This window comes from Enterobacter asburiae (genome assembly GCF_024599655.1).
Lineage (GTDB): Bacteria > Pseudomonadota > Gammaproteobacteria > Enterobacterales > Enterobacteriaceae > Enterobacter > Enterobacter asburiae_D.
This window is the reverse complement of record NZ_CP102247.1, coordinates 1,173,580-1,192,078: the sequence shown is the minus strand read 5'-3', so window position 1 is coordinate 1,192,078 and position 18,499 is coordinate 1,173,580. Positions and strand designations below refer to the sequence as shown.

Below are 18,499 nucleotides of genomic sequence, written 5' to 3'. Positions count from 1 at the left end.
CACGTACCGGATCGTCTTGATTCTTTAGGTTATATCAGCCAAATGAAACTTGCCATACGTCCCGTGGTCTTGTCGCGGCGATAGGAGAAAAAATCACCCTTTTCGGTGAATGTGCAGCGATCGCCGCCGAAGATCTGCGACACGCCAACGTTGTTCAGGCGCTGGCGGGCGAGCTGGTAGATATCGGCCAGATATTTATCCCCCGAAGGCAGGAAGGCTTCCACCGCTTGCGGATCTTTTTCCATAAAGGCTTCGCGAACCTCTGGCCCCACTTCAAAAGCGCGAGGACCAATGGCCGGGCCAAGCCAGGCCATAATATTGGCAGGCTCATCGTTAAAGCAGGCAACTGTTTCTTCGAGCACGCCTTCACACAGACCACGCCAGCCCGCGTGTGCTGCTGCCACCTCGGTACCTGCACGGTTACAGAACAGAACCGGCAGACAATCGGCGGTCATCACGGCACAAACAGTTCCCGGAGTATTACTGTAAGAGGCATCAGCGCGTTTAGAAGCATAGGGTTCCCCCGTCAACTTCAGCACCGCGTTACCATGAACCTGTTCCAGCCAGACCGGTTTCGACGGAAAGTTCCCCGCAGCAAACAGACGCCTGCGGTTCTCTTCAACGTGTTCCAGGTTGTCGCCACAGTGCGCACCGAGGTTCAAAGACTCCCACGCGCCCTGGCTAACACCGCCAGTACGGGTTGAACTGCAGGCAGCCACGCCTGCAGGCAATGGCCACTCCGGGACAATCAGTTTGGTCATAACCAGTCCACTTGATCCTTATGTTCTTCGAAATCAGCACGCATGGCGTCAATAAGGTCCACCATATCCTGCGGGATAGGCGCATGCCACTCCATCTGAATACCGGTGATAGGGTGATAAAGACGCAGCATGGTCGCGTGTAGCGCCTGACGATCGAATTTACGCAATACGCTGATGAATTCATCCGATGCGCCTTTAGGTGGACGCGGACGACCGCCGTAGACCTGATCCCCCACCAGCGGATGGGTAATGTGGGCCATATGCACGCGGATCTGGTGAGTACGCCCGGTTTCCAGACGCAGACGCAGGCGCGTATGAATACGGAAGTGTTCCATAATGCGATAGTGCGTCACCGCCGGTTTACCCATCGGATGCACCGACATATGGGTACGTTTGGTTGGGTGACGGCTGATTGGCTCTTCCACCGTTCCGCCAGAGGTCATATGCCCAATGGCTACCGCTTCATACTCGCGGGTGATTTCACGCAGCTGCAGCGATTCCACCAGACGGGTCTGAGCAGGAACGGTCTTCGCCACCACCATCAAACCAGTGGTGTCTTTATCCAGACGGTGCACGATGCCCGCGCGCGGGACATCCACGATCGGCGGATAGTAATGGAGAAGTGCGTTAAGTACCGTACCGTCAGGATTTCCCGCGCCCGGATGAACAACCAGGTCGCGCGGCTTGTTGATCACCAGAATGTCATCATCTTCATAGACGATGTCCAGTGGGATATCCTGCGGCTCGAAGCGGATTTCCTCTTCGATTTCAGCATTGATGGCGACAGCTTCCCCACCTAACACTTTCTCTTTTGGTTTGTCCCAGATCTTGCCGTTTACCAGCACGCGCTGGTCAAGGATCCATTCTTTTATGCGTGAACGCGAATAATCAGGGAACAATTCGGCCAAAGCCTGATCTAAGCGTTGACCGAGCTGATTTTCGGAGACTGTTGCGGTGAGTTCTACTCGTTGTGCCATAAACTGCTTCTTCGTTTAACGTTGGGTTTTACGGCTTTGCCGTTTAATATAGTGTGCTATTGTAGCTGGTCTTAATCGGGAGCAGGAACAGAGTTTCTCCCGGACAAACATTTGAGGAAAGTCAAAACGTCATGACGCGCATGAAATATCTGGTGGCAGCGGCCACGTTGAGCCTGGCTTTGGTGGGCTGCTCCGGTTCAAATGAACAGGTCCCTGACAATCCGCCGAATGAAATCTATGCGACTGCACAACAAAAGTTGCAGGACGGTAACTGGAAACAGGCGATAACGCAACTGGAAGCGTTGGATAATCGCTATCCATTTGGCCCGTATTCGCAGCAGGTACAGTTAGATCTCATCTATGCATACTATAAAAATGCCGATCTGCCGCTGGCTCAGGCAACCATCGATCGTTTCATACGTCTGAACCCGACTCATCCTAACATCGACTATGTGATGTACATGCGCGGCCTCACCAACATGGCGCTGGACGACAGTGCGCTGCAGGGCTTCTTCGGCGTGGATCGTTCAGACCGTGACCCGCAGCATGCGCGTGATGCCTTCAATGACTTCTCCAAGCTGGTGCGCGGCTATCCGAACAGTCAGTACGTGACCGATGCCACCAAGCGTCTGGTGTTCCTGAAAGATCGTCTGGCGAAATATGAATACTCCGTGGCGGAATACTATACCCGCCGTGGCGCATGGGTTGCCGTGGTTAACCGCGTAGAAGGTATGCTGCGTGATTATCCGGATACTCAGGCAACGCGCGACGGCCTGAAGCTGATGGAGAACGCTTACCGTCAGATGCAGATGACCGCTCAGGCTGAAAAAGTGGCGAAAATCATCGCCGCGAACAGCAGCAACACCTGATCTTGCCTCAATGCAAAACGGCAGCCCGAAGGCTGCCGTTTTTTTATTCATTTTAGAGCGTCGCCGAAGCGCGTTAGCCTCAACACATCCAGTCAACTATGGCCCCAATTTTTGCCTTCGACAAGGTAAATCTCACCTCTTCCTGCCCTTCCTCACAAAAAAGATTCCCTGACAAAAACCGACAAAATAACGTGATCTAAATCACACATTTTGACATTAGGTCAGGTATGCTGGAATCACCAAGACGGAAAGACAAGAGGTAAAATTTATGACAATGAACATTACCAGTAAACAAATGGAAATTACTCCGGCAATCCGCCAGCACGTCGCAGACCGTCTCGCCAAACTGGATAAATGGCAAACTCATTTGATTAATCCACATATCATCCTGTCCAAGGAGCCGCAGGGTTTCATCGCTGACGCAACTATCAATACTCCAAACGGCCATCTGGTCGCCAGCGCAAAACACGAGGATATGTACACCGCTATTAACGATTTGATCAACAAGCTGGAACGGCAGCTCAATAAAGTGCAACACAAAGGTGAAGCCCGTCGCGCCGCAACATCGGTGAAAGACGCCAGCTTCGCGGAAGAGGTTGAAGAAGAGTAATCCTTTAAATTGAGTGTACCGCCAACGCGCCTTCGGGCGCGTTTTTTGTTTTTTATTGACAGGGTGAAAACAGTACGGGTACTTTAACGGTATCAATCACAGGATGACTTTATGAAACTTACGCCGTTCTTCTTTGCATTCTTTTTTACCTTCCCCTGACTGGGAGGCGTTTCGTCGTGTGATAAAGAATGCGAAGACGAACAACAAGGCCTCCCACAGCGGGAGGCCTTTTTTATTGATAACGATAAAATGAGACAGGCAACACTATGACACCGGAAAACCCGTTATTGGATCTGCGCGTAAAAATCAGCGCGCTGGACGAGAAATTACTGGCGCTGCTGGCCGAACGCCGCGCGCTCGCCATCGAAGTGGGCAAAGCCAAGCTGGACTCCCATCGCCCGGTACGTGATATCGACCGCGAGCGCGATCTGCTGGAGCGTCTGATCCAGCTCGGTAAAGCGCATCACCTCGATGCCCACTACATCACCCGGTTGTTCCAGCTCATCATCGAAGACTCCGTCCTCACCCAGCAAGCGTTACTCCAGCAGCATCTGAATAAAACCAATCCGCACTCTGCGCGTATCGCCTTCCTCGGGCCGAAGGGCTCTTATTCTCACCTGGCCGCACGTCAGTATGCCGCACGCCATTTTGAAGAGTTTATCGAGAGCGGCTGTGCAAAGTTTGCCGACATTTTTAATCAGGTTGAGACCGGCCAGGCGGATTACGCCGTGGTGCCGATTGAGAACACCAGCTCCGGCGCCATCAACGACGTCTACGATTTGCTGCAGCACACCAGCCTGTCGCTGGTTGGCGAGCTGACGATCCCTATCGATCACTGCGTGCTGGTCTCCGGCTCAACAGACCTGAGCAAGATCGAAACGGTCTACAGTCATCCACAGCCGTTCCAGCAGTGCAGCCAGTTCCTGAACCGCTATCCGAACTGGAAAATTGAGTACACCGAAAGCACCTCGGCGGCGATGGAAAAAGTGGCGCAGGCTAACTCCCCAACCGTCGCTGCGCTCGGCAGCGAAGCGGGCGGCGCGCTGTATGGTTTACAGGTACTGGAACGCAATCTGGCAAACCAGACGCAAAACATCACCCGTTTCGTGGTGCTGGCGCGTAAAGCTATTGATGTCTCGGATCAGGTTCCGGCTAAAACGACCCTGCTGATGGCCACCGGCCAACAGGCCGGTGCGCTGGTTGAAGCCCTGCTGGTGCTGCGTAATCACAACCTGATCATGACCAAACTGGAATCACGTCCGATCCACGGTAATCCGTGGGAAGAGATGTTCTACCTTGATATCCAGGCCAACCTGGAATCTGCATCCATGCAGAAAGCCCTGCGCGAACTGGGCGAGATCACGCGCTCCATGAAGGTGCTGGGCTGCTATCCGAGCGAGAACGTGGTCCCGGTTGACCCGGCTTAACGTTCGATAAACCGGCTTTTCTTCATCCCTGCCACGCTCACCGGCAGGGTGAAGATGGCGCCGGAGAGCGGATACTTCGCCACCTCCTCCGCGTCCATATTTTCCCGCGTGGTGGTAATAAACAGCGTTTTCATGTCATCGCCGCCAAAACAGACCATCGTCGGGCAACGTACCGGCATGCGGTATTCTTCCAGCTGCTCCCCTTGCGGAGAAAAACGCGCAATACGCCAGCCGTCAAACAGCGCGCTCCAGTAGCAGCCTTCCACATCCATGGCCGCGCCGTCCGGTATCCCTTCGCCCTCTTTAAACTGACGAAACACCTCACGCCTGCCGGGTTCGCCCTGCTCGTCAAGCGGCGTGCGGTAAATTACGCCGTTTGGCGTGTCTGAGGTAAACATCCACTGCTTGTCCGGGCTAAACGCTAAGCCGTTGTGCCCGTGAATATCGCACTGGATCACTTTCGGCGTCAGATCGTTGTCGATGCGCATCAGCAGGGCACCGTTGTAATCTCCCGGCCCCCAAAAGGTGCCCGCATAGAACCGTCCCTGATGATCGGTGCCGCCGTCGTTAAAACGTGCCAGCTGCGGGTTAGAGGGGTTATCACACACCTTGCGGCGCAGCAGGCCGTGTTTATCGGTCAGCCAGATACCCGTTCGCATCGCAACGATAAAACCACCCTGCTCGCGCAGAGCAAAACAGCCCACCTCCTCATGGAAAGAGAGCACGGTGTGTTCTGCCGTCGGCAGATGGTAGCGGTGGATCTCCCCTTCCAGAATATCGGCCCAGTAGAGCGCGTGCTCTTCTGCGCTCCACGTCGGGCATTCAGGCAGATGCCCGGTGTAATTCAACAGCAGCTGCGGTTCGGCCATGACAGTTCCCCAAAATAAAAAAGCCAGCAATGCTGGCTTTCAGTATATACATCATCGCATTACTGGCGACTGTCATTTGCCTGGCGCAACAGCGTCCGGCTCTCACTCTGGAAGCGCTGCGCGTAATCGCCAAACCAGTGCTCGACCTTGCGGAAGCTGTCGATAAACGCCTGCTTGTCTCCGTGCTCTAGCAGCGTAATGGCTTCACCAAAGCGCTGATAGTAGCGCTTGATGAGCGCCAGATTGTTCTCGGAGGACATAATAATGTCCGCGTAAAGCTGCGGATCCTGAGCAAACAGGCGCCCGACCATCGCCAGCTCCAGACGATAGATAGGTGAAGAGAGTGCCAGCAGCTGTTCAAGCTGCACGTTCTCTTCCGCCAGATGCAGACCGTAGGCAAACGTCGCAAAGTGGCGCAGCGCCTGAATGAACGCCATGTTCTGATCGTGCTCGACCGCGCTGATGCGGTGCAGTCGCGCACCCCATACCTGAATCTGTTCCAGGAACCACTGATAGGCTTCCGGCTGACGACCGTCGCAGTAAACCACCACCTGCTTTGCCAGGCTGCCGCTGTCCGGGCCAAACATCGGATGCAGACCCAGCACCGGGCCAGTATGCGCAGCCAGCATGGCCTGTAGCGGACCATTTTTGACGGAGGCCAGATCCACCAGGATGCAGTCTTTCGGTAAAGGAGGCAGCTTTTCGATGATCTGCTCCGTCACGTGGATCGGCACGCTGACGATAACCATCCCGGCATCTTTCATGAGTTCCGGAGCATGCCCCCAGTCCTCTTTTTCCAGAATGCGCACCTGATAGCCAGAAAGCGTCAGCATTTTTTCAAACAGACGCCCCATCTGCCCTGCACCGCCGACAATCACTACCGGCCGCAGGGACGGGCAGAGGGTTTTAAAGCCCTTGTCGTTTTCGCTGGAATAGGATTCCCGCATCACGCGGCGCAGAACATCTTCAATCAAATCCGGCGAAACGCCCAGCGCCTGGGCCTCTTTACGACGGGAGGCCAGCATTGAGGCTTCGCGCTCAGGGACGTAAATCGGCAGGCCGTATTTGCTTTTCACCTCACCGACTTCGGCAACCAGCGCCATGCGGCGCGCCAGCAGGTCCAGCAGCGCCTTATCCACTTCATCAATTTGATCGCGCAGTGCGGTCAATTCAGCAACCATAACTAACCTCTTAAGCCAGACGCGTCGCCAGCTGGCCGTTCAAATCTTGGTGGATCTCACGCAGCAGCGCATCGGTCGTCTCCCAGCTGATGCAGGCATCCGTCACGGAGACGCCGTGCTTCATTGCGCTGCGCGGTTGTTCAGATGACTGATTGCCTTCATGAATGTTGCTCTCAATCATCAGACCGATAATCGAACGGTTGCCATCTTTGATCTGTGCGATCACGGATTCCGCAACCGCAGGCTGGCGACGGTAATCTTTATTCGAATTACCATGACTGCAATCTACCATCAGTGCCGGGCGCAGTCCCGCCTGTTCCATCTCTTTTTCACACTGCGCCACGTCCGCCGGGCTGTAGTTAGGCGCTTTCCCGCCGCGCAGGATCACATGGCCGTCCGGGTTGCCCTGCGTTTGCAGGAGGCAGACCTGGCCTGCCTGGTTAATACCGACGAAACGGTGCGGCATGGCGGCAGCGCGCATGGCGTTGATTGCCGTCGCCAGGCTGCCATCGGTACCGTTTTTAAAGCCAACCGGCATCGACAGGCCCGACGCCATTTCGCGGTGGGTTTGCGATTCCGTGGTACGCGCACCAATCGCGGACCAGCTGAACAGATCGCCCAGGTACTGCGGGCTGTTTGGATCCAGCGCTTCGGTTGCCAGCGGCAGCCCCATGCTAACCAGCTCCACCAGCAGGCGACGCGCAATCTTCAGGCCTGCTTCCACATCAAACGAGCCATCCATGTGCGGATCGTTAATCAACCCTTTCCAGCCGACGGTAGTACGTGGCTTCTCAAAATAGACGCGCATCACCAGATAGAGGCTATCGCTGACCTCCTCCGCTAATGCTTTAAATCGACGAGCGTACTCAATGGCGGTTTCAGGATCGTGAATGGAGCAAGGACCGCATACCACCAGCAGGCGCGGATCGCGGCCGGCGATAATGTCAGAAATGGTCTGGCGGGAGTGCTCGATCTGAGCCTCCTGCGCGACGCTCAGCGGGAATTCCGCTTTCAGCTGATCCGGAGTGATTAAAACCTGTTCGTCAGTGATATGTACGTTGTTCAGCGCGTCTTTTTGCATGATGGCGATCCTGTAAAGCTCGTTTGCGATAGTTGTTTTCCTCAATGAGGTGAAACCACGATACCATAAAAAGTAAACATTTCAATCCAAAATACGTACACTTTAGTTTACATAAGCCACTTTATTGCAAAAAACAGCCGATAAAAACGTAAACTTTAAATTACAGACGGTTTTCTTTTGCCAGGCTATGCTGAAGAAAAAGGAGAATAGCTATGCGTTCAATTGCTCTCGTGCTGTTGTCGCTGTTTTTAACGGGCTGTCAGATCAATCCTTATACTTTCCATCCCGACTGGACCAGCCCATCCTGGTTTGATGCCGGTAAAGAAGACGCCATGAATGGCCTGCCGGTTAAAGATAACCAGGCCCTGGCCGATAGTTTTAACGACACACACGTTGATCGTAGCGAATATCTTCGTGGCTATGCCGATGGTCAGAAGAAAGTCTGTGAAGAAGGGTTTATGCATGCCTGGGGATTAGCTGGCAAGTCTTTCCCTGCCAGCTGCGATACTGCTGAAAACGCGGCAAAACTGCATGCGTCATGGCAGAAAGGGATGGATGAAAGTATGCGTTCCAGCAGACTGAATTAAGGTTATTTTTATCCACCGGAAAATAAACAACAGTAGGATTTAGCTTAGGTCGGCCTTAGGCTATTTCTGACATAATGACGGCTCTGACAAACAATGGTATTCTGCCCGCAACTCTTAAGGACATCTATTTCCGGAGCGATGTGGCGGATTCTGGTGAGAAATTTATTCTTGATCTCTTTTTTCCGACTCACTCTGGTGTTAATGCTGTTCCTTATGGTGGGCCCTGCGGCGGCAGGCACGCTTACGGAAACGGATAAATCGGTACGCTCGATTGTCTCAGGCATTGTGAGCTATACGCGATGGCCGTCACTTTCCGGTCAGCCTAAACTCTGCGTTTACGCCACTTCTCACTATACGCACGCCCTCAGCGGCGATGAAGGCCATAGCGAGTTACCTTATACTCCCGTTATTGTTCGTAACGATCGGGAAGCCCTGGCCGCGACGTGCGATGCGATTTATTTCGGGTCTGAATCACCGGCAAAACAACTTGAATTAATAAGTCAATATCAGGGCAGAGCATTGCTATTAATCTCAGAGCAAAATCCGGAATGCGTAATTGGCAGTGCCTTTTGCCTGATAATCGATCGTGGCCAGGTACGGTTCTCCGTCAACCTGGACGCATTGACGCGCAGTGGCGTAAGAGTCAATCCGGATGTATTAATGCTTGCCCGGAATAAGCAGCATGGATAAAGATTTCACTTCAACGCCGCGTCCGACGTTTAAAAGAACGTTGAGGCGAAACAGCATGATAAGCGTCATCATCACGATGACGTTAATATGGCTGTTGCTCTGTTTTGCTTCCGTCGTAACCTTAAAACAATACGCGCAAAAGAATCTCGAACTCACCGGCGCCACAATGAGCCACAGCCTGGAAGCCTCTCTGGTGTTCAACGATTCCCTGGCGGCCAACGAAACGCTCGCAGCCCTGGGCAAACAGGGCCAGTTTGCCCAGGCCGAGGTTATCAACGCGCATAAAAAGCGGTTTGCCTACTGGTCCTGGAACCCGGAAGATAACAACGACACGCTGGGCGCGCTGGTAAGCCGCTGGCTTTTCCCCGTACCGGTTGCGCAGCCCATCATGCATAACGGCTTAACGATCGGCGAAATCCGCCTTACCGCGCGCGACAGCCTAATCAGCCATTTCATCTGGATGTCGTTTGCCGTGCTTACCGGCTGCATTCTTTTTGCTACCGCCGTCGCGCTTGCCATTACCCAGTCTTTGCATCACGGCATGGTCACGGCCCTGCAAAACATTACCGACGTCGTGCATGACGTTCGTACCAACCGCAACTTCTCCCGCCGGGTGAAAGACGGGCGTATCGAAGAGTTTCACCAGTTTGGTGAAGACTTCAACAGCCTTCTGGATGAGATGGAAGAGTGGCAGCTGAAGCTCCAGGCGAAAAACGCCCAGCTGTTACGTACCGCCATGCACGACCCGCTCACCGGTCTTGCCAACCGCGCTGCGTTTCGGAACAGCATTGGGGCCTTAATGAACGACCCTTCTGCCAAAATGAACTCGGCCCTGCTCTTCCTCGACGGTGATAATTTTAAGTTTATTAACGACACCTGGGGACATGCGGCAGGAGACTGCGTGCTGATTGAAGTCGCCAGCAGGATGATGGAGTTTGGCGACAAACGTCACCAGGCATACCGCCTTGGCGGTGACGAATTCGCCATGGTGCTGTACGGCGTGCACTCTGAGCTTGAGGTTCAACATATTTGCGCTGCGCTTTCGCAGCAGTTTATCCGTCCGTTTGATCTGCATAACGGACAAAAAGCAACGATGTCACTCAGCATTGGCTTTGCTCTGGCGTGGGAAAATGCTTCCGTGGAAGCATTACTGGAGAGGGCTGACCGCAATATGTACCAGGTAAAAAACCAGCGTACGAAAACAATAAGTTAGAAAGGATACACTATGTTAAAACGTTACTTCGCGCCGATAGTACTGGCCTCACTGGTTCTGGCAGGCTGTCAGTCGCCGCCGGAAGGCAAATTCACTCCTGAGCAAATTGCGGCGATGAAGTCTTACGGTTTTAACGAACTGAACGGTGACTGGTCACTCGGCATGTCGGACACCATCCTGTTTGATAAAAATGACGCCAGACTGCGTCCGGAAAGTGAAACGCAGATCCAATCCATGGCCTCCCGCCTGGCGGAAACCGGCCTGAACCACGCGCGAATGGACGGTCACACGGATAACTACGGGGAAGAAAGCTACAATGAAGCGCTGTCGTTAAAACGCGCCAACGCCGTGGCCGATGCCTGGGCGAAGGGGGCAAATATCCCGCGCAGCAATCTCACCACGCAGGGATTAGGTCAAAAATACCCGGTTGCGAGCAACAGTACCCCGCAAGGGCGCGCTGAAAACCGCCGCGTCGCAGTGGTTATCAGCACGCCATAGGGTTATTTAGCGGATGGTTCGGCGAGCGTCACCCTGGTTGCCGCTCGCCAGCGCAGCCAGTCCACCAGAACAAACAGCGCCAGACTCACGCCCATGACCGGCAAGGCCAGCCCCAGCAGTACGCTGATTATCACCGTAACCCCTCTTCCCCACCCTGACAGCGCCAGCCAGCTCTGACAAAGCGTCTGCACCGGATCCACGGCCGATTGCGCCGGACGGCGCATCCACCACATCCGGTATCCCCAGATGATGAGCACGCAGAGAGCGAGACCGAACGCCACGAGCAGCAGCTGGTTCACCAGCCCGAATAAGATCCCCATATGGAAATCTACGCCCCAGCGGGTCAGTTTTGCCATTAGCGGGAAATCCTCGAAACGGGTTCTGTCCAGGACCTGCATCGTAGAAGGATCAACCGCAACGGCATCGACCTGGGTCGGCCAGCTGCGATCAATTTCCGTCACGGTCCAGGCGCGATCCGCCGTTTTCGCCGGGCGGATCTCCAGCCTGTTGGCATCAATCCCTGCGTTACGCGCCGCGTTTAACACCCCGTCAAACTGCGTCAAATCCATCGCCATTTCCGGCATCATCATTCTGCCGTGATGGCCACGGTGTTCGGCATGTTCATCCACGATCTCATGTTGGCCGGAAAGCGTCGTGTTCACCTGCGGGGTCAGCCAGTTCATCTCAGCCCGCAGCCTGTCAACGTTCCCGCCAGCCCACTGGGACCAAGTCAGGCCGGTTGCCGAGAACAGCAGCATTCCGCCCAACAGACCCCAGCCCAGCGTCACGTGCAGGCGACGTCGATTCTGGAAGCGATTATTGATCCGCCGTTTGGGTCGGGTATAAAACCACAGTCCAACACCGCCCAGCGCGGCAACCCACATCCAGGAGGCCGCAAGCTCGCTGTAGAGTCGCCCCACGTCGCCCAGCATCAGAGAGGTATGCAGGTAATCAATGGTCTGACGCAGCGGTAAAATCCCGCTGGTGCCGTATACCGTCATATCCCCCAGCACCGCCAGGCTTACCGGATCAATAAAAATAGCCCGGTTCTCCGATGGCCCAAGCGCCGGGTCAGCAAACATCACGCGGGTGGTTTCCCCTTCAGCCAGCCCCGGACGCACGGCGTGCAAACGCATATCTGATCCAACGGTTTTTTCCGCCACAGCAATTTGTTCCGCCAGCGGCTGCGGCTTGCCCACGGAATCCGCGTGGAGCGCGTGCCGGTAGAGCGCATTCTCCAGCTGCGGGGTCGCCACATACAGCGTACCGGTCAGCGCGGCAAAGAAGATAAACGGGCCGACAAACAGCCCAACGTAGAAATGGAGGCGACGCAGCAGGTTTCCCCATGCCGCGCGCGGAGTGCAGGTAGTCATACTTTTCCTTTTTAAGGCAGTAAGTTATTGATTTATTTTTTAAAGGGAAAAAGCAGACTGCCGCGGCGGCGCGCGGGTATCAGGATAAAGCCAGGGGAAAAAGTGCCAGTGGCTGACCGCCTGGCGCGGCGGCTTAACGCGAAGCCTCTGCAGCACCACGCTGAGCAGGACGATCAGCGCCAGCATCACGCCAGGGACGTGCGCTAACAGCACGCAGTAGCCGCACGCTTCCGCATGGTCGACAGGCATCGTGTGCGGCATATCGCCATGATGCTCATTCATCGACATCATGCTCATGTCATGATGCATGCCCGGCATCGCGCTCATGGGATCTTTCTGCAGCGAGACGGAGATAAGCGGCGCCACCACGATCAGCAGGATCGCAAACAGCGCGGTCAATGCCGCTGCGCGTTTCCGGTTAGGCTGATGCAGTACGTTATCCACGTCCCCTCCACTCAAGAGGCAAGCATTGTAAATGATTTATGACAAAAGGGTTAACGTGAGAAATGCGCAGGGATAAAAAAAGGGCCGGCCTTTCGGCCAGCCCTTTCTAACAGGATGTCGCTTAAGCGAATCTTAGTTCAGACGCTCTTTAATACGAGCAGACTTACCAGTACGCTCACGCAGGTAGTACAGTTTAGCTTTACGTACAGCACCACGACGTTTAACAGCAATGCTGTCAACTACCGGAGAGTGAGTCTGGAAGACACGCTCAACGCCTTCGCCGTTGGAAATTTTACGAACAGTGAATGCAGAGTGCAGACCGCGGTTACGAATAGCGATAACCACGCCCTCGAATGCCTGCAGACGTTTTTTGGAACCTTCAACAACCCATACTTTCACTTCCACGGTGTCACCTGGACGGAAGGAAGGTACGTCCTGCTTCATCTGCTCTTGTTCAAGTTGCTTAATAATGTTGCTCATAATTTAATCTCTTATCCTGGGTAAACTGATATTCGGGAGCGTATTACGCATTCCCATCATGTTCATGCTGCTGGTGCGCGTGTTCAGTTTTGAACTCGGCCAGCAACTTTGCTTGCTCTTCAGTCAGAGCCAGGTTTTCCAGAAGTTCAGGTCTTCTAAGCCAGGTTCGGCCCAGCGACTGCTTCAAACGCCAGCGACGTATCTCGGCATGGTTTCCAGACAGTAACACTGCCGGTACTTCCATCCCTTCTAACACTTCAGGACGAGTATAGTGTGGACAGTCAAGCAACCCATCGGCAAAGGAATCTTCCGTTGCCGAAGCTTCATGGCCCAGAACCCCCGGAATGAACCGGGCGACGGAGTCAATCAGCGTCATTGCGGGTAACTCACCACCGCTGAGAACGTAATCGCCGATAGACCATTCTTCGTCAATCTCGGTTTGAATTACGCGCTCATCTATCCCTTCGTAGCGCCCACAGACCAGAATCAGCTTTTGATTCGTCGCCAGTTCGCTCACGCCCGCTTGATCAAGCTTGCGTCCCTGAGGTGACAGATAAATCACCTTTGCGCCTTCACCTGCCGCGGCTTTTGCTGTGTGAATGGCATCCCGTAAGGGTTGCACCATCATTAGCATCCCCGGTCCGCCGCCGTAAGGACGATCGTCCACGGTACGGTGCCGGTCATGAGTAAAGTCACGAGGACTCCAGCTCTGGATGCTCAGCAGGCCATTCTTTACTGCCCGGCCAGTTACCCCGTAATCGGTAATCGCGCGGAACATTTCAGGAAACAGGCTAATTATGCCAATCCACATAGCGCCGTCTTTTACCGTTTATCCGGAGAATTTAAAAACCAGGATCCCAATCTACTTCAATGGTTTGAGTAGTGAGATCGACTTTCTTGATAACCTGTCCATCGAGGAACGGAACCAACCGCTCCTTGATGCCAAATGCATCTTTCAGGTTTGCCTTAATGACGAGAACGTCATTTGACCCGGTTTCCATCATATCGATGACTTTCCCCAGGCTGTAGCCTTCGGTAGTGACTACCTGGCAACCCATAAGGTCTTTCCAGTAGTAGTCGCCCTCTTCCAGCTGTGGCAACTGCGACGAATCCACGACAATTTCACAATTAGTCAGCGCATTCGCGGCATCACGATCGTCAACGCCTTTCAGCTTGATGATGATGTCCTGATTGTGGTGACGCCAGCTTTCCAGCTCGACCTCTTCCCACTTACCGCCTTTCTGGATAAACCAGGGCTGGTAATCAAAAATGCTATCAGCGTCTTCAGTGGAGGAAAACACTCTGAGCCAACCACGGATACCGTAGCAAGAACCCATTTTTCCCAATACGATCGGTTCAACAGGTGCTTTATTGCTCATCATGACCACCGTGACAGATTAAGCTGCTTTGTTTGCTGCTTTGATCAGCGTAGCAACGCGATCGGAAACAGTAGCGCCCTGGCCAACCCAGTGAGCGATACGATCCAGATCCAGACGAGTTTCTTCTTCTGCGCCAGCGGCCAGTGGGTTGAAGAAACCAACGCGCTCGATGAAGCGACCGTTGCGTGCATTACGGCTGTCAGTCACAACAACCTGGTAGAACGGACGCTTTTTAGCGCCGTGACGAGCTAAACGAATAGTAACCATAACATCCTCTTGTGTGAATAAAACAACCGGGCCCCATCGAGGAACGGAGCCCGGGTGTCATATTAAAAGCCCGAAAATTTTACTCATTTTCGGGCAAAAAGCAATCTCAAAAGCGATTAACGCCCTGGAAAACCGGGGGGCATCATCCCTTTCATACCACGCATCATCTTCGCCATGCCGCCTTTCTTCATTTTCTTCATCATGCGCTGCATGTCGTCGAACTGTTTCAGAAGACGGTTAACGTCCTGCACCTGCATGCCGCAACCGGCTGCGATACGGCGTTTACGGGAACCTTTGATGATATCTGGGTTAGCGCGTTCTTTAAGGGTCATCGAGTTGATGATCGCCTCCATACGCACCAGCACCTTGTCATCCATCTGCGCTTTCACGTTGTCAGGGATCTGGCCCATGCCCGGCAGTTTGCCCATCAGGCTGGCCATGCCGCCCATGTTTTTCATCTGACGCAGCTGCTCAAGGAAATCGGTGAGATCGAAACCGTCGCCTTTTTTCAGCTTGCTGGCCAGCTTCTCGGCCTGCGCGCGGTCAACCTTGCTCTCAATATCTTCGATCAGCGACAGCACGTCGCCCATGCCGAGGATACGGGAGGCAATACGATCCGGGTGGAACGGCTCCAGCGCTTCAGTTTTCTCGCCCACGCCGAGGAATTTAATCGGCTTACCGGTGATGTGACGAATGGAGAGCGCCGCACCGCCGCGGGCGTCACCGTCCACCTTGGTCAGCACCACGCCGGTTAACGGCAGCGCTTCGTTAAACGCTTTCGCGGTATTCGCCGCATCCTGACCGGTCATGGCGTCGACAACGAACAGGGTCTCTACCGGGTTGATAGAGGCATGCACCTGCTTGATTTCGTCCATCATCGCTTCGTCAACGTGCAGACGACCGGCGGTATCCACCAGCAGCACGTCGTAGAATTTAAGCTTCGCTTCTTTCAGCGCCGCGTTAACGATGTCGACAGGCTTCTGCGCCACGTCGGACGGGAAGAAATCTACGCCGACCTGCTCGGCCAGGGTTTCCAGCTGTTTGATCGCCGCCGGGCGATAGACGTCCGCAGAGACCACCAGCACTTTCTTCTTGTGCTTTTCTCGCAGGAACTTACCCAGCTTACCGACGCTGGTCGTTTTACCCGCACCCTGCAGGCCCGCCATCAGCACCACGGCCGGCGGCTGAGCCGCCAGGTTAAGCACCTGGTTCTCTTCGCCCATCGCCGAAACCAGTTCATTACGAACGATTTTGACGAACTCCTGACCCGGGGTCAGGCTCTTGTTAACTTCATGACCAACCGCCTTCTCTTTTACGCGGTTGATAAAATCACGAACAACCGGCAACGCGACGTCTGCTTCCAGCAGCGCCATGCGCACTTCGCGCAGCGTTTCCTTGATGTTCTCTTCAGTAAGGCGTCCGCGGCCGCTGATGTTGCGCAGCGTGCGCGACAAACGATCGGTTAAATTATCAAACATTGTCTCTCGCCTGAGTAGAAACGTTGGGCCGCCATGGGCGACACATACACAGAATTTTGCCGGAGTATAACATGAAGGCGCCTTTGTTGTTATGCAACGGTTGGAGCAGGCGTCACGTAACGTTATACTGCTTCTCTTTCTTATTAAGACAACTGTCGATGCCTATATGCCTGTTTTCGCACTGATCGCCCTTGTTGCCTACTCTGTCAGCCTCGCGCTGATCGTTCCCGGCCTGCTGCAAAAAAACAGCGGCTGGCGGCGCATGGCTATTCTTTCCGCGGTGATCGCACTGATTAGCCACGCGTTTGCGCTGGAATCACGCATCATTCCCGGCGACGGCAGCGTGCAAAACCTGAGCGTCCTCAACGTCGGCTCGCTGGTCAGCCTGATGATCTGTACGGTAATGACCATCGTCGCGTCTAAAAATCGCGGCTGGCTGCTGCTGCCGATTGTCTATACCTTCGCGCTGATCAATCTGGCCCTCGCCACCTTTATGCCTAATGAATTCATTACGCATCTGGAGGCTACCCCGGGGATGCTGGTGCATATCGGCCTGTCGCTCTTTGCCTACGCGACGCTGATCATCGCCGCGCTTTACGCGATGCAGCTCGCCTGGATTGACTACCAGCTGAAAAACAAAAAGCTGGCGTTTAACCACGAGATGCCGCCGCTGATGGTCATTGAGCGTAAGATGTTCCACATCACCCAGGTGGGCGTGGTGCTGCTGACGCTGACGCTCTGCACGGGCCTGTTTTACATGAAGAACCTGTTCAGCGTGGAGAACATCGATAAAGCGGTGCTCTCCATCATCGCGTGGTTTGTCTATATTGTCCTGTTATGGGGCCATTATCATGAAGGCTGGCGCGGTCGTCGCGTGGTCTGGTTCAACGTCGCGGGTGCGGGCATTCTCACCCTTGCCTATTTTGGCAGCCGCTTCATACAGCAATTTGCTGGCTAAGAAACAAAGGAGTTCCCCCTGGAACACATCTCTACCACCACGCTGATCGTTATCCTGATCGTCATGGTGGTCATTTCCGCCTATTTCTCCGGCTCGGAAACCGGCATGATGACCTTAAACCGCTACCGGTTACGTCATCGCGCTAAGCAGGGTAACCGTGCCGCACGTCGCGTTGAAAAACTGCTCCGCAAGCCGGATCGCCTGATAAGCCTGGTGCTCATCGGCAACAACCTTGTCAACATTCTGGCCTCCGCCCTCGGCACTATTGTCGGGATGCGCCTGTACGGCAACGCCGGGGTGGCGATTGCCACCGGCGTGCTGACGTTCGTGGTGCTGGTGTTTGCCGAAGTGCTGCCGAAAACCATCGCCGCGCTTTACCCTGAGAAAGTGGCCTACCCGAGCAGCTTCCTGCTGGCACCGCTGCTGATCCTGATGATGCCGCTGGTCTGGCTGCTGAACATGGTGACGCGCGTACTGATGCGGATGGTGGGGATCAAAGCCGATGTCACCATCAGCAGCGCGCTCAGCAAAGAAGAGCTTCGCACCATCGTGCATGAATCCCGCTCGCAGATCTCCCGACGCAATCAGGACATGCTCCTGTCGGTGCTGGATCTGGAAAAGGTGAGCGTAAACGACATCATGGTGCCGCGTAACGAAATCGTCGGTATCGACATCAATGACGACTGGAAAGCCATCGTTCGCCAGCTGACGCACTCCCCGCACGGGCGCATTGTGCTGTATCGCGACTCGCTGGATGACGCCATCAGCATGCTGCGCGTGCGCGAAGCCTACCGTCTGATGACCGAGAAAAAAGAGTTCACCAAAGAGGTGATGCTGCGCGCCGCCGACGAGATTTACTACGTGCCGGAAGGAACCCCGCTCAGCACGCAGCTGGTGAAATTCCAGCGCAACAAGAAGAAGGTCGGCCTGGTGGTCAATGAGTACGGCGATATTCAGGGGCTGGTGACGGTCGAAGATATTCTGGAAGAAATTGTCGGAGACTTTACCACGTCAATGTCGCCTTCCCTCGCGGAAGAGGTCACCCCGCAAAACGACGGCTCGGTGCTGATTGACGGTAGTGCGAACATTCGTGAACTCAACAAAGCCTTTAACTGGCATTTGCCGGAAGATGAGGCTCGAACCATTAACGGGATGATTCTGGAAGCGCTGGAAGAGATCCCGGCGGCGGGCACGCGGGTACGCATTGAGCAGTACGATATTGATATCCTGGACGTGCAGGACAACATGATTAAGCAGGTGAAAGTCCTGCCCGTTAAACCCCTGCGCGAAAGTATCGCTGAGTAAGGCTGTAGGCCGGGTGAGGCGAACGCCGCCACCCGGCACTACGAATGGCAAA

General features: G+C 54.5%; 22 protein-coding genes and 1 other annotated feature. Of the genes, 10 read left to right on the top strand and 12 right to left on the bottom strand.

What is annotated here, in order from left to right; genetic code table 11:
- Window positions 1-29: 29 nt before the first annotated feature.
- Together yfiH and rluD are read right to left on the bottom strand one after the other, a co-directional pair.
- Window positions 30-761, bottom strand: a complete 732-nt coding sequence (gene yfiH / locus NQ230_RS05800; protein WP_257260391.1) for a purine nucleoside phosphorylase YfiH — start codon at window positions 759-761, stop codon at window positions 30-32.
- Complete coding sequence (rluD, locus tag NQ230_RS05795) at window positions 758-1,738, bottom strand: 23S rRNA pseudouridine(1911/1915/1917) synthase RluD (protein WP_023333072.1); 981 nt, start codon at window positions 1,736-1,738, stop codon at window positions 758-760. Before rluD ends, yfiH begins: the two co-directional genes overlap by 4 nt.
- 131 nt (window positions 1,739-1,869) lie before the next feature.
- Here rluD and bamD point away from each other — a divergent pair, with 131 nt between their 5' ends.
- The 4 genes from bamD to pheA all read left to right on the top strand — a co-directional run bounded on the left by bamD (window position 1,870) and on the right by pheA (window position 4,644).
- On the top strand, window positions 1,870-2,607 hold the full coding sequence (gene bamD, locus NQ230_RS05790; RefSeq protein ID WP_063144127.1) for an outer membrane protein assembly factor BamD: 738 nt from the start codon (window positions 1,870-1,872) through the stop codon (window positions 2,605-2,607).
- A gap of 268 nt (window positions 2,608-2,875) precedes the next feature.
- Complete coding sequence (gene raiA / locus NQ230_RS05785; protein ID WP_003863162.1) at window positions 2,876-3,217, top strand: ribosome-associated translation inhibitor RaiA; 342 nt, start codon at window positions 2,876-2,878, stop codon at window positions 3,215-3,217.
- A 110-nt stretch (window positions 3,218-3,327) separates the two neighbouring features.
- Window positions 3,328-3,453 (top strand) — a sequence feature (Phe leader region).
- Window positions 3,329-3,376: a pheA operon leader peptide PheL gene (pheL, locus tag NQ230_RS05780; protein ID WP_100249759.1), complete on the top strand. Its 48-nt coding sequence runs from the start codon at window positions 3,329-3,331 to the stop codon at window positions 3,374-3,376. (Overlaps the previous feature by 48 nt.)
- Before the next feature lie 30 nt (window positions 3,454-3,483).
- Window positions 3,484-4,644, top strand: coding sequence for a bifunctional chorismate mutase/prephenate dehydratase (gene pheA, locus NQ230_RS05775; RefSeq protein WP_257260388.1), 1,161 nt, complete (start codon window positions 3,484-3,486; stop codon window positions 4,642-4,644).
- On the opposite strand, the gene NQ230_RS05770 is transcribed toward pheA, so the two are convergent.
- From NQ230_RS05770 to aroF, 3 genes are read right to left on the bottom strand one after another with little or no spacing between them, the layout of a single operon-like run.
- A complete protein-coding gene (locus NQ230_RS05770; protein ID WP_121424406.1) occupies window positions 4,641-5,513 on the bottom strand; it encodes an SMP-30/gluconolactonase/LRE family protein in 873 nt (290 codons plus the stop codon). The genes pheA and NQ230_RS05770 overlap by 4 nt on opposite strands.
- Before the next feature lie 59 nt (window positions 5,514-5,572).
- Window positions 5,573-6,694 (bottom strand): bifunctional chorismate mutase/prephenate dehydrogenase, encoded by a 1,122-nt coding sequence (gene tyrA, locus NQ230_RS05765; protein WP_121424407.1) that lies wholly within the window; start codon window positions 6,692-6,694, stop codon window positions 5,573-5,575.
- Window positions 6,695-6,704: 10 nt separating this feature from the next.
- The gene (aroF, locus tag NQ230_RS05760) at window positions 6,705-7,775 is read right to left on the bottom strand and encodes a 3-deoxy-7-phosphoheptulonate synthase AroF (protein ID WP_063930426.1); all 1,071 of its coding nucleotides are present in this window, start codon (window positions 7,773-7,775) and stop codon (window positions 6,705-6,707) included.
- Between the two features lie 212 nt (window positions 7,776-7,987).
- On the opposite strand from aroF, the gene NQ230_RS05755 reads away from it, so the two are divergent.
- The 4 genes from NQ230_RS05755 (at window position 7,988) to NQ230_RS05740 (ending at window position 10,763) form a co-directional block, all read left to right on the top strand.
- Entirely contained in the window at window positions 7,988-8,362 is a 375-nt protein-coding gene (locus NQ230_RS05755) for a DUF2799 domain-containing protein (RefSeq protein WP_213823028.1), read from the top strand.
- A gap of 138 nt (window positions 8,363-8,500) precedes the next feature.
- Window positions 8,501-9,052 (top strand): regulatory sequestration protein YfiR, encoded by a 552-nt coding sequence (gene yfiR / locus NQ230_RS05750; RefSeq protein ID WP_228057921.1) that lies wholly within the window; start codon window positions 8,501-8,503, stop codon window positions 9,050-9,052.
- Window positions 9,045-10,265 (top strand): diguanylate cyclase DgcN/YfiN, encoded by a 1,221-nt coding sequence (gene dgcN / locus NQ230_RS05745; protein WP_121424410.1) that lies wholly within the window; start codon window positions 9,045-9,047, stop codon window positions 10,263-10,265. The genes yfiR and dgcN overlap by 8 nt, the downstream gene beginning before the upstream one ends.
- A 12-nt stretch (window positions 10,266-10,277) precedes the next feature.
- Window positions 10,278-10,763 carry an OmpA family protein gene (locus tag NQ230_RS05740; RefSeq protein WP_159514717.1) on the top strand — a complete coding sequence of 162 codons (486 nt, stop codon included), beginning with the start codon at window positions 10,278-10,280 and terminating at the stop codon, window positions 10,761-10,763.
- Between the two features lie 2 nt (window positions 10,764-10,765).
- Here NQ230_RS05740 and NQ230_RS05735 read toward each other — a convergent pair whose 3' ends face one another.
- From NQ230_RS05735 to ffh, 7 genes are all read right to left on the bottom strand, one after another.
- A complete protein-coding gene (locus NQ230_RS05735) occupies window positions 10,766-12,136 on the bottom strand; it encodes a PepSY-associated TM helix domain-containing protein (RefSeq protein ID WP_257260385.1) in 1,371 nt (456 codons plus the stop codon).
- A 39-nt stretch (window positions 12,137-12,175) separates the two neighbouring features.
- The gene (locus NQ230_RS05730; RefSeq protein WP_257260384.1) at window positions 12,176-12,580 is read right to left on the bottom strand and encodes a DUF2946 domain-containing protein; all 405 of its coding nucleotides are present in this window, start codon (window positions 12,578-12,580) and stop codon (window positions 12,176-12,178) included.
- Between the two features lie 132 nt (window positions 12,581-12,712).
- A complete protein-coding gene (gene rplS / locus NQ230_RS05725; RefSeq protein ID WP_002914145.1) occupies window positions 12,713-13,060 on the bottom strand; it encodes a 50S ribosomal protein L19 in 348 nt (115 codons plus the stop codon).
- Between the two features lie 43 nt (window positions 13,061-13,103).
- On the bottom strand, window positions 13,104-13,871 hold the full coding sequence (gene trmD / locus NQ230_RS05720) for a tRNA (guanosine(37)-N1)-methyltransferase TrmD (RefSeq protein ID WP_014832949.1): 768 nt from the start codon (window positions 13,869-13,871) through the stop codon (window positions 13,104-13,106).
- Window positions 13,872-13,902: 31 nt separating this feature from the next.
- Window positions 13,903-14,442 carry a ribosome maturation factor RimM gene (gene rimM / locus NQ230_RS05715; RefSeq protein WP_029741020.1) on the bottom strand — a complete coding sequence of 180 codons (540 nt, stop codon included), beginning with the start codon at window positions 14,440-14,442 and terminating at the stop codon, window positions 13,903-13,905.
- Between the two features lie 15 nt (window positions 14,443-14,457).
- Complete coding sequence (gene rpsP, locus NQ230_RS05710) at window positions 14,458-14,706, bottom strand: 30S ribosomal protein S16 (protein WP_003863133.1); 249 nt, start codon at window positions 14,704-14,706, stop codon at window positions 14,458-14,460.
- Window positions 14,707-14,822: 116 nt separating this feature from the next.
- Complete coding sequence (ffh, locus tag NQ230_RS05705; RefSeq protein WP_014884878.1) at window positions 14,823-16,184, bottom strand: signal recognition particle protein; 1,362 nt, start codon at window positions 16,182-16,184, stop codon at window positions 14,823-14,825.
- Between the two features lie 166 nt (window positions 16,185-16,350).
- Here ffh and NQ230_RS05700 point away from each other — a divergent pair, with 166 nt between their 5' ends.
- Both NQ230_RS05700 and NQ230_RS05695 read left to right on the top strand, forming a co-directional pair.
- Window positions 16,351-17,142: a cytochrome C assembly family protein gene (locus NQ230_RS05700; protein ID WP_014884879.1), complete on the top strand. Its 792-nt coding sequence runs from the start codon at window positions 16,351-16,353 to the stop codon at window positions 17,140-17,142.
- Between the two features lie 18 nt (window positions 17,143-17,160).
- Window positions 17,161-18,447: an HlyC/CorC family transporter gene (locus NQ230_RS05695; protein WP_032665125.1), complete on the top strand. Its 1,287-nt coding sequence runs from the start codon at window positions 17,161-17,163 to the stop codon at window positions 18,445-18,447.
- Window positions 18,448-18,499: the final 52 nt, after the last annotated feature.